The sequence below is a fragment of the Sphingomonas sp. JUb134 genome, assembly GCF_004341505.2.
Classification (GTDB): Bacteria; Pseudomonadota; Alphaproteobacteria; order Sphingomonadales; family Sphingomonadaceae; genus Sphingomonas.
This window is the reverse complement of the sequence record NZ_SLYP02000001.1, coordinates 1061454-1070619: the sequence shown is the minus strand read 5'-3', so window position 1 is coordinate 1070619 and position 9166 is coordinate 1061454. Positions and strand designations below refer to the sequence as shown.

At 68.6% G+C, this 9166-nt stretch carries 5 protein-coding genes; 4 read left to right on the top strand and 1 reads right to left on the bottom strand.

Features of this window, described 5'->3' with window-relative positions:
* Positions 1–9: 9 nt before the first annotated feature.
* The 3 genes from EDF69_RS04970 (at position 10) to glgA (ending at position 5188) form a co-directional block, all read left to right on the top strand.
* Entirely contained in the window at positions 10–2409 is a 2400-nt protein-coding gene (locus EDF69_RS04970; protein ID WP_132882430.1) for a glycogen/starch/alpha-glucan phosphorylase, read from the top strand.
* A gap of 89 nt (positions 2410–2498) precedes the next feature.
* Positions 2499–3755: a glucose-1-phosphate adenylyltransferase gene (gene glgC, locus EDF69_RS04965; protein ID WP_425336667.1), complete on the top strand. Its 1257-nt coding sequence runs from the start codon at positions 2499–2501 to the stop codon at positions 3753–3755.
* Positions 3752–5188: a glycogen synthase GlgA gene (glgA, locus tag EDF69_RS04960; RefSeq protein WP_132882428.1), complete on the top strand. Its 1437-nt coding sequence runs from the start codon at positions 3752–3754 to the stop codon at positions 5186–5188. Before glgC ends, glgA begins: the two co-directional genes overlap by 4 nt.
* Positions 5189–5472: 284 nt before the next feature.
* Here glgA and EDF69_RS04955 read toward each other — a convergent pair whose 3' ends face one another.
* Positions 5473–5925 (bottom strand): Lrp/AsnC ligand binding domain-containing protein, encoded by a 453-nt coding sequence (locus tag EDF69_RS04955; RefSeq protein WP_129341750.1) that lies wholly within the window; start codon positions 5923–5925, stop codon positions 5473–5475.
* A 130-nt stretch (positions 5926–6055) separates the two neighbouring features.
* Between EDF69_RS04955 and putA the strand changes: the two genes are divergently transcribed.
* Positions 6056–9157, top strand: coding sequence for a bifunctional proline dehydrogenase/L-glutamate gamma-semialdehyde dehydrogenase PutA (gene putA, locus EDF69_RS04950; protein WP_132882427.1), 3102 nt, complete (start codon positions 6056–6058; stop codon positions 9155–9157).
* The last annotated feature ends 9 nt before the right edge of the window (positions 9158–9166 follow it).

Below are 9166 nucleotides of genomic sequence, written 5' to 3'. Positions count from 1 at the left end.
GGCGCACCCATGACCCAGTCCCCGCTTGCCGCGCAGATCGTCGACACCCTCAAGCACCGCATCGGCAAGGACGAGCGGGCGGCGCACCCGCACGACTGGCTCGCCGCGACGATCCTGACGCTGCGCAACGACATCATCGACCGGTGGATGGAGTCCACGCGCGCCGCCCATGCCGCCGGGGCCAAGCGGGTCTACTATCTCAGCCTGGAGTTCCTGATCGGCCGGCTGCTGCGCGACGCACTGGCCAACCTCGGCCGGGACTCCGAGGTGCGCGATGCGCTGGAGGAGCTCGGGATCGACCTTGCCGAGATCGAGGCGATCGAGCCCGATGCGGCGCTGGGCAACGGCGGTCTGGGGCGGCTGGCGGCGTGCTTCATGGAGAGCCTGGCGAGCCTGGACCTGCCCGCCTATGGCTATGGCATCCGCTATGTGAACGGCATGTTCCGCCAGCGCATCGATGACGGCTGGCAGGTCGAGCTGCCCGAAACCTGGCTCGCGCACGGCAATCCCTGGGAGTTCGAGCGGCGCGAAAGCGCCTATCTGGTCGGTTTCGGCGGCGAGGTCGTCAGCCGGGACAACGGGCGCGTCCACTGGAAGCCGGCCGAGGGGCTGGAGGCGATGGCGGTGGACACCCCCGTGGTCGGCTGGCGCGGACGGCGGGTCAACACGCTCAGGCTGTGGACCACGCGCGCCTTCGACCCGATCCGGCTGGACCGCTTCAACGCCGGCGACCACCAGGGTGCGCTTGCCGGCCAGGTCGCGGCCGAAACGCTGGTGCGCGTGCTCTATCCGGCGGATTCGACCCCGGCGGGCCAGGAGTTGCGGCTGCGGCAGGAGTATTTCTTCTCCTCCGCGTCCATCCAGGACATCGTGCGCCGGCACATGCAGTATTTCGGCGACATCACGACGTTGCCGGAAAAGGCGGCGATCCAGCTCAACGACACGCACCCGGCGGTTGCGGTGGCGGAGTTGATGCGGCTGCTGATCGACCATCACGACGTGGCCTTCGACGAAGCCTGGGACATCGCACGCGCGACGTTCGGCTACACCAACCACACCTTGTTGCCGGAGGCGCTGGAAAGCTGGCCGCTGCCGCTGTTCGAGCGGCTGCTGCCGCGGCACATGCAGCTCGTCTACGCGATCAACGCCCGGCTGCTGAAGGAAGCGCGCGAGACGCCGGGGATCGACGACCGCGCGATCGCCGCGATCAGCCTGATCGACGAGGGCGGTGAGCGGCGCGTGCGCATGGCCAACCTGGCCTTTGCCGGCGCACACAGCATCAACGGCGTGGCGGCGCTGCACACCGAGCTCATGAAGAAGACCGTGTTCGCGGACCTTCATTGTCTCTATCCGGAGCGGATCAACAACAAGACCAACGGCATCACGCCGCGGCGTTGGCTGCACGAATGCAATCCGGGGCTGACGGCGCTGATCGCCGACGGGATCGGCCCGGCGTTCAAGGACGATGCCGCCAAGCTTTCCCGCCTCGCCCCGCTCGCGGACGATCCCAGCTTCCGCGAGCGTTTCGCCGCGGTGAAGCGGGCCAACAAGGTCGCTCTCGCCGACTATATTCGAGCTGAGATGGGCCTGTCCCTAGACCCGGACGCCCTGTTCGACGTCCAGGTGAAGCGCATCCACGAATACAAGCGCCAGCTGCTCAACCTCATCGAGACGGTGGCGCTCTACGACCAGATCCGCAGCCATCCGGAGCGCGAGTGGGTCCCCCGGGTCAAACTGTTCGCAGGCAAGGCGGCGCCGAGCTACTGGAACGCCAAGCTGATCATCAAGCTCGCCAACGACATCGCGCGGCGGATCAACGGCGATCCGGCGGTACAGGGCCTGCTGAAGGTCGCGTTCCTGCCCAACTACAATGTGTCGCTGGCGGAGCGGATCATGCCGGCCGCGGATCTTTCCGAGCAGATCTCGACCGCCGGCATGGAAGCCTCGGGCACCGGCAACATGAAGCTCGCGCTGAACGGCGCCCTCACCATCGGCACCCTCGATGGCGCCAACATTGAGATCAAGGAGCGCGTCGGCGACGAGAATATCGTCATCTTCGGGCTCACCGCCGAACAGGTCGCCGAACGGGGCCGCAACTATCATCCGCGCGAGATGATCGAGCGCTGCCCGGCACTTGCCCAGGCACTGTCGGCGATCGCCTCCGGCGTCTTCTCCCCGGACGATCCTAGCCGCTACGCGGGGCTAGTCGGCGAGCTGTACGACCATGACCGCTTCTTCCTGGCGGCGGATTTCGAGAGCTATGCCGCCGCCCAGCGCGAGGTCGACCGGCGCTGGCGTGATCCCGCCGGCTGGGGTGCCGCGGCGATCCGCAACGTGGCCGGCATGGGCTGGTTCTCGTCGGACCGGACCATCCGCGAATATGCGCGCGACATCTGGCACGTCGCCTGACCTGCTCCAGAGCACCCGCCAGAGAACCCGGACGCCAGATTAAGCGTTCTGCAACCATAACAACAAACGCGAACGGGAGAGTGACGATGATCGAGAGACGCGGGCAGCCGCTGGCACGCGACGCCATGGCCTATGTGCTGGCGGGCGGGCGCGGTAGCCGGCTGGCGGAACTGACCGATGTCCGCGCCAAGCCCGCGGTCTATTTCGGCGGCAAGTCGCGCATCATCGACTTCGCGCTTTCGAATGCGATCAACTCCGGCATCCGGCGCATCGGGGTGGCGACGCAGTACAAGGCGCATTCGCTGATCCGCCACCTGCAGGGCGGCTGGAACTTCCTGCGGCGCGAGCGCAACGAGGGTTTCGACATCCTTCCCGCCTCGCAGCGCATCAGCGAGTACCAGTGGTACGAGGGCACCGCCGACGCGGTGTACCAGAACATCGACATCATCGAGAGCTACGCGCCGGAATACATGGTCATCCTGGCGGGCGACCACATCTACAAGATGGACTATGAGCTGATGCTCCAGCAGCATTGCCAGTCCGGCGCGGACGTGACGGTCGCCTGCATGGAAGTGCCGCGGCTGGAGGCGAGCGGCTTTGGCGTGATGGCCGTCGACGCCCAGGATCGGATCACCGATTTCGTGGAGAAGCCTGCCGATCCGCCGGCGATGCCCGGCCGCCCGGACGTGGCGCTTGCCTCGATGGGCATCTATGTCTTCAACACCTCGCTGCTGATCGAGCAGCTGCACCGCGACGCTGCCGATCCGAATTCGGCGCGCGATTTCGGCAAGGACATCATCCCCTATCTGGTCCGCCACGGGAATGCGGTGGCGCATCGCTTCTCCGATTCCTGCGTGCGTGCGCCGGAGGAGCGCGAGGCCTATTGGCGCGACGTCGGCACCGTGGACGCCTATTGGGAAGCCAATATCGACCTGACCGACGTGGTCCCCAAGCTCGATCTCTACGACCACAGCTGGCCGCTGTGGACCTATTCGGAGGTGACACCTCCGGCCAAGTTCGTCCACGACGAGGAAGGCCGCCGGGGCGAGGCGACCAGCTCGCTGATCTCGGGCGACTGCATCATCTCGGGCGCGTCGATCCGCAACAGCCTGGTATTCACCGGTGTGCGGGCGCACAGCTTCGCCACGCTGGAGCAGGCGGTGATCCTGCCGCGCTGCAAGATCTCCCGTAACGCCCGGCTCACCAAGGTGGTGGTCGACGCGGGCGTGTGCATCCCGGACGGACTGGTGGTCGGCGAGGATCCGGTGCTCGACGCACGCCGCTTCCGCCGGACCGAAAGCGGCGTGTGCCTGATCACCCAGCCGATGATCGACCGCCTGGCATGATCCGCGCGCTGTCGGTCGCGTCGGAAGCCTATCCGCTGGTCAAGACCGGCGGGCTTGCCGACGTGGTCGGCGCACTGCCGGATGCCTTGGCGCCGCACGGCGTGGCCACGACCACGCTGCTGCCGGGCTATCCCAAGGTCCTGGCGCAGATGGGCGACGCGCAGGTCGTGCATCACTGGCCCGCGTTGCTGGGCGTCGAGGCGCGGTTGCTCGCCGGGTCGCTCGGAGAGCATCCGCTGTGGGTGCTGGACGCACCGGCGCTGTTCGCACGCGACGGCAGCCCCTACGCCGATGCATCAGGGCGCGACTGGGACGATAACTGGCGCCGCTTTGCGGGCCTCTCGCGGGCGGCTGCGGACCTGGCATCTGGCGCGATCGGCAACCAGCGCTTCGACGTGCTGCACGCCCATGACTGGCAGGCAGGGCTCGCCCCCGCCTATCTGCGGTTCGGCGGCAACGCACAGGACACGAAGAGCGTCGCCACGATCCACAACATCGCTTTCCAGGGCAGCTTCGATGCGGGCGTGTTCCCGGCCCTCGAGTTGCCGCCGCATGCCTGGGGCATCGAAGGGGTCGAATATTACGGCGCGGTCGGCCTGCTGAAGGCGGGGCTGTGGGCGGCCGATGCCATCACCACGGTGAGCCCCACTTGTGCCGAGGAGATCCGCCGGCCGGAGTTCGGCATGGGGCTGGAGGGGCTGATCGCCGCGCGCGGTGCCCGGGTCACCGGCATCCTCAACGGCATCGATCCGGCGGTGTGGAACCCAGCGACCGATCCGCTGCTCGCCGCCCGCTACAGCGCCGACAAGCTGGAGGCACGTTCCGCCAACACGCGCGCCGTGGAAGAGCGCTTCGGCCTGAATGGCGAGGGCCCGATCTTCACCGTCGTCAGCCGGCTGACCTGGCAGAAGGGCATGGACGTCCTCGCCAGCCTGCTCGACGATCTGGTCGCGATGGGCGGCCGCCTGGCGATGCTCGGCTCCGGCGACGCCGCGCTCGAACATGCGTTCCGCGCCGCAGCCGACCGCCACCCGGGCCGCATCGGCGTGGAGATCGGCTATGACGAGCCCTTGTCCCACCTGTTGCAGGGCGGCGCCGACGCGATCCTGATCCCCTCCCGGTTCGAGCCGTGCGGCCTGACCCAGCTTTACGGTCTCGCCTATGGCTGCGTGCCGGTGGTGGCGCGCACCGGGGGGCTGGCCGACACGGTGATCGACGCCAATGTCGCCGCGCTGGATGCAGGCGTCGCGACCGGCGTGCAGTTCGACGGGGTGACGCCGCAGGCGCTGCGAGGCGCGATCGCGCGCACGATCGCGCTGCATGGCGACCGGACACGGTGGCGGCAGATGCAGCGGCGGGGAATGGCGGCGGATTTTTCGTGGGGGAACAGCGGGGCGAAATATGCGGCGCTGTACAAGGGGCTGCTCGGGTAACCGCCACCTCCTGCTCCCACTGCTCCTTTCCTCCGCAGCCGTTCGTGCCGAGTAGAGGCCGAGTAGCCCCGCAGGGGCGTATCGAGGGCTCGTATCGAGGTACGGCCCCAAGCAACCCTCCCTCGATACGCCGTCTCGGTACGCAGTTGCGCCGCTACTCGACGGCTACTCGGGATGAACGTGGGTGGGATACTTGGGCTTAGGGTGCGTGCGATGCCCGACCAAGAGGCGCGCGCGGGCATGCCGGTGACGGGGCGGTAGTGGGATGAAGACGGGCGCCTCCCCTACAGCGGCAGCCGCGTCGTCGCCTTCACTTCCTCCAGCACCGCATAGGTCCGCGTCTCCCGGATGCCGGGCATCGCCACCAGCGTATCTCCCAGGAAGGCGCGGTACGCGGCCATGTCGGCGACCCGCACCTTGAGCAGATAGTCGAAGCCTCCGGCGACCATGTGGCACTCCAGCACCTCCGGCACCCGGCGGACATGCTCGGCAAAGGCAGCGAACGCATCGTCGGTGGTGCGATCGAGCAGCACCTCGACAAAGATCATCAGCGCGCGATCTAGCTGCCCGGGATCGAGCAGCGCCGTGTAGCCGGTGATGACGCCATTCGCGCGCAGCCGCTTCACCCGGTCGAAGCAGGCGGCTGGCGATAGCCCGCAGCGTTCGGCGAGCGCCTGGTTGGTGATGCGCCCGTCCTCCTGCAGCACGCGCAGCAGCTTCCGGTCCATTGCGTCCATCGAAGATCCTTCGGCCCAACTGCCATTGGAGCCCGCAGATTCGGCGCGAGCCCTCAAAATGCAAAGCACAATCGGCAGGCTTTCGCATAGCTGCCGGAGCAACTTGCAAGAAATCCCGCCGGAGAGCCGCATGCTTCGTTCGTTCGATTGGAACCACCTCGACGCCCTGCAGTACCAGGACGAAGAGGACACGGTCGCAGACCTGCTGCGCGCGGTTCCGCTGTCGCTGGAGGAGCGCAGCCTGATCGGCCAGGATGCGGTGGGGCTGGTGAAGGCAGCACGCGCCTCTACCCGCAAGCAGGGCGTGGTCGAGAGCTTCCTCCAGGAATTTTCGCTCGGCACCAAGGAAGGCCTGGCGCTGATGTGCCTGGCCGAGGCGCTTCTGCGCACGCCCGACGCCGAGACGCGCGACCGGCTGATCGCGGAAAAGATCGGTTCGGCCGACTGGGCGAGCCATCTGGGCGGCTCGGACAGCCTGTTTGTCAACGCCTCGACCTGGGGGCTGATGCTGACCGGCAAGCTGATCGACGTGGACGAGGAAGCGCGCACCGACCTTTCCGGCTGGGCCAAGCGGCTGGCGGCGCGCGTCGGCGAGCCGGTGATCCGCCAGGCGGTGGGCGCCGCGGTCAAGATGATGGGGGAGCAGTTCGTGCTCGGCCGCACCATCGAGGGCGCGCTCAGCCGTGCGAAGCGCGAGGGCTATCTCTGCTCGTTCGACATGCTGGGCGAAGGCGCGCGCACGGCCGAGGACGCCGCCCGCTACGAGCGCATCTATGCCGACGCAATTGAGGCGGTCGGCCGCGCACGCGGCGCCGGACTTTCGCCGGAGGACGGTCATGGCGTGTCGGTCAAGCTGTCGGCGCTCTGCCCCCGCTACGAGGCGGTGCAGGAAGGGCGCGTCTGGGAAGAACTCTACCCGCGCATGGTGCGGCTGGCGAAGATCGCCGCCAGGCACGACCTCAACCTCGCGATCGACGCCGAGGAGTCGGAACGGCTGGTGCTCTCGCTCAAGCTGATCGAGCGGCTGGTGCGGGAGCCGGAGCTCGGCAGCTGGACCGGCCTCGGCGTCGTGGTGCAGGCCTATCAGAAGCGCGGCCGCGCGGTGATCGCCGGGCTGGAGGCGCTGGCGCAGTCGAGTGGTCGCCGGCTGATGGTCCGGCTGGTGAAGGGCGCCTATTGGGACAGCGAGATCAAGCGCTCTCAGGTCGGCGGCCGCCCGGACTATCCGGTGTTCACCACCAAGCCGGCGACGGACCTCTCCTACCTCGTCTGCGCCGAACAGCTGATCCGCGCCGCGCCCAACCTCTACCCGCAGTTCGCCACGCATAACGCCCACACGCTGGCAGCGGTGCGGCGCATGGCGGATCGGGCCGGCGTCCGCATCGAACACCAGCGCCTGCACGGCATGGGCGAGGCCTTGTACCGCTCGGCCGGGGACCGCTTCACCCTGCGCGCCTATGCGCCGGTCGGTGGGCACGAGGAGCTGCTGCCCTATTTGGTCCGCCGCCTGCTGGAGAACGGCGCCAACACCAGCTTCGTCCACGCCCTGCTCGACGAGCGCGTGCCAGCCGAGACCGTGGTCGGCGATCCGATCGCGGCGGTGCAGGCGCAGCCCGGCCGCCATCCGCGCATCCCGGTGCCGGGCGATCTCTATGGCGCCACCCGCCGCAATCCGCTCGGTCGGGACTATAGCCGCGACAGCGAGCGAGCCACCGCACGCCTGGCCGCCGATCTCGGGGCTGCCGACACTATCTCCGCCGGCCCGATCGTCGGCGGGCGCCTGCTGGCTGGCAAGGGGCCGCAGCCGATGACCAGCCCGGTCGATCGCAGCCGCCTGATCGGCGCGGTGAGCGAAGCGACCGCGGAGGACATCGACCTCGCCGCTCGTGTCGCCCGCGCCGCCCAGCCGGCCTGGGACCGCAAGGGCGGCGCCGGCCGCGCCGTCGTGCTGCGCGCGATGGGCGATGCGCTCGAGGCCGAGATGGACCGCTTCGTGGCGCTGCTGTCGCGAGAGGCGGGCAAGACGCTGAACGACGGTGTCGCCGAGGTGCGCGAGGCGGTCGATTTCTGCCGTTACTACGCGCATCTGGCCGAGAAGCAGTTCTCGGGTCTGCAGCCCCTTACCGGCCCGGTCGGGGAGACCAACCACCTCGAACTGCGTGGCCGCGGCACCTTCGTGTGCATCAGCCCGTGGAATTTCCCGCTGGCGATCTTCACCGGCCAGATCGCCGCCGCGCTCGCTGCAGGCAACGCCGTGCTGGCAAAGCCCGCCGAGCAGACCCCGCTGGTCGCGGCCGAGGCGATCCGGCTGTTCCACCGCGCCGGGCTCGACGCGGACCTGCTCGCACTGCTGCCGGGGGACGGCGCCACGGTCGGCGCGGCGCTGGTTGGCCACCCGCTCGTCCACGGCGTCGCCTTCACCGGCGGCACCGACACCGCCTGGACCATCAATCGCCAGCTCGCCAACCGTCCTGGCGCGATCCTGCCCTTCATCGCCGAGACCGGCGGCCTGAACGCGATGTTCGTCGACACCACGGCGCTCAAGGAACAGGTAGTCGACGACGTGGTCGTCTCCGCGCTCGGTTCGGCCGGGCAGCGCTGCTCGGCACTGCGACTGTTGTTCGTACCGGAGGAGTCCGCAGACGAGCTGATCGCGACGCTGGTCGGTGCGGTCGACACGCTGGTGGTGGGCGATCCTGCCGATGCCGCCACCGACGTCGGCCCGGTGATCGACGCCGACGCCCAGGCGATGCTGGAGGAACACGCCGCCCGGCTGCAACGGGAAGCGAAGATCCTCAAGCGCGTCGATCCGGGCGTGTGGGGCACGCGCGGCAACTTCTTCGGTCCCGTGCTCGCCGAAGTGCCGCGCGCCGACTTCCTGGGCAAGGAAGTGTTCGGGCCGATTCTGCACATCTACCGCTATCGCGCCGACGAGCTGGAAAGCATCGGCCGGCAGCTCGCCGCCACCGGCTATGCGCTGACGCTGGGCATCCACAGCCGTATCGAGCGCTTCGCCGAGCAGGTGAGGGACCTGGTGCCCGCGGGCAACGTCTATGTGAACCGCTCGATCATCGGCGCGGTGGTGGGCGTGCAGCCGTTCGGCGGCGAGGGCCTGTCGGGCACCGGCCCCAAGGCGGGCGGCCCGCACGCGCTGCTGCGTTACGCCACGGAGCGTGCGGTGTCGGTGAACATCACGGCCCAGGGCGGCGACCCGGCCTTGCTGAACCTGTAAGCGCGCGAA

Bases quoted from the DNA above. Each gene is read 5' to 3' on its own strand.
- EDF69_RS04970 (WP_132882430.1), top strand. From the start codon at position 10: ATGACCCAGTCCCCGCTTGCCGCGCAGATCGTCGACACCCTCAAGCAC.
- glgA (WP_132882428.1), top strand. From the start codon at position 3,752: ATGATCCGCGCGCTGTCGGTCGCGTCGGAAGCCTATCCGCTGGTCAAG.
- EDF69_RS04955 (WP_129341750.1), bottom strand. From the start codon at position 5,925: ATGGACGCAATGGACCGGAAGCTGCTGCGCGTGCTGCAGGAGGACGGG.
- putA (WP_132882427.1), top strand. From the start codon at position 6,056: ATGCTTCGTTCGTTCGATTGGAACCACCTCGACGCCCTGCAGTACCAG.